At 69.4% G+C, this 1,795-nt stretch carries 1 protein-coding gene; it reads left to right on the forward strand.

Features of this window, described 5'->3' with window-relative positions:
* The first annotated feature begins 97 nt into the window (after positions 1 to 97).
* Complete coding sequence (locus tag IEZ01_RS34385; RefSeq protein WP_189205714.1) at positions 98 to 1,765, forward strand: IS1182 family transposase; 1,668 nt, start codon at positions 98 to 100, stop codon at positions 1,763 to 1,765.
* Positions 1,766 to 1,795: the final 30 nt, after the last annotated feature.

The following is a 1,795-nucleotide window of genomic DNA, read 5'->3' on the forward strand; positions in this document are numbered from 1 at the left end:
CGGATGCTGTTGGCGAATTCGGGGGCTCGCGTGACGTCGGCCTTCAAGACCTGGTTGTGGTCTTGAAGGCCGACGTTGTCGTATGGGGTGGGTGCGGGTGTCGATGCAGCCGAGCGGGCCGAACGAGGTCCCGGTGGAGACGGTGCGGGTGGCGCGGGCCGCGTTCCCGAAGGGGAGCCTGGCGATCCGGGTGCGGGATGAGTTGGGGCCGTTGTTCAGAGACGAGGAGTTCGCGGATCTGTTCCCCTCTCGGGGGAAGCCTGCCTGGTCACCGGGGCGGTTGGCCCTGGTTTCGGTGTTGCAGTTCGTGGAGGGGTTGACCGACCGGCAGGCGGCGGAGGCGGTGCGGGCGAGGATCGACTTCAAATACGCCCTCGGGCTGGAACTGGGTGATCCGGGGTTCGATTTCTCGGTGCTGTCGGAGTTTCGGGATCGTCTGGTCCAGGCGGATGCGGGGCGGCGGGTGCTGGACGGCATCCTGACGGCGGCCGGGGAGAAAGGGCTGCTCAAGACGGCAGGCCGGGCGAGGACCGACTCCACCCACGTGCTGACGGCAGCCCGGGAGGTTGCCTGGCTGGAGCGGGTCGCGGAGACACTGCGCTCGGCGTTGAACACGCTGGCCCAAGCGGCCCCGGACTGGCTGGTCGAGGTTGCTGAGCCGGACTGGTTCAAGCACTACGCCACCAGGGCCGAGGACTCCCGGTTCCCCAAGGCTCGCGCCAAGCGGGACGAGATGGGACTGCGGATCGGACGGGACGGGACGCGGCTGCTTCAGGCCGTCTGGTCGCGCCACGCGCCGCGGGATCTGCGGGAGCTTCCCCAGGTGGAGCATCTGCGCCGGATGTGGGTGCAGAACTTCCACGAGGTCGAGGGCGAGGTGAGGCGGCGGGACCCAAAAGACCGACCGCCGGGCACGACATGCCTGGTCAGCCCCTATGACATGGAGGCACGCAACAGCCTCAAGCGGGACACGGCCTGGGCCGGATACAAGGTCCACCTCACCGAGACCTGCGACCCGGGCGCGCCGAACCTGATCACGAACGTGGCCACCACCAACGCGACGGTTCCCGACTTCTCGATGACCGAGGCCGTGCATGCCCGCCTGGCCGAAACGGGCCGTCTGCCCGGCGAGCATCTGGTCGACGCCGGATACATCGACGCACACGTGCTGGTCAGCGCCCGCCGCGAGTACGGCCTGACCCTCACCGGTCCGGTCGCCGGGATCGTCAGCCACCAGGCCGCCGCAGGCGGCGGGTTCACCGCCGACGACTTCACCATCGACTGGGCAGCCGAGCAGGTCACCTGCCCGGGTGGCAAGACCGCAACCTGCTGGAACCCCGACCACTCTCCCGAAGGCACCCCGGTGATCCGGGTCCGGTTCAAAGGCGGAGACTGCCGCCCCTGTCCGGTCCGCGAGCAGTGCACCACCTCCAGCGTCGGCCGGCGCCTGACCCTGCGGCCCCGTGCAGAACACGAGGCTCTCCGCCAAGCCCGTGCCGAGCAGGACACCGACACCTGGAAAGAGCGCTACAAGACCCGAGCCGGAGTCGAAGGCACCATCTCCCAAGCCGCCCAGCGCTGCGGCCTGCGCAGATCCCGCTACCGGGGCCTCGCGAAGACCGCCCTGCAGCACCAGCTCACCGGCGCCGCGATCAACCTCGCCCGCATCGACGCCCACCTCACCGACACACCCCGAGCCCGCACCCGCACCAGCCACTTCGCAGCACTTCGCCCCGCCGAGCTCACGCTCGACGGGGCGAAGTAGAACCAACCCCCGAATTCGCCAACAGCATCC

Source organism: Streptomyces purpureus (genome assembly GCF_014648195.1).
Classification (GTDB): domain Bacteria; phylum Actinomycetota; class Actinomycetes; order Streptomycetales; family Streptomycetaceae; genus Streptomyces; species Streptomyces purpureus.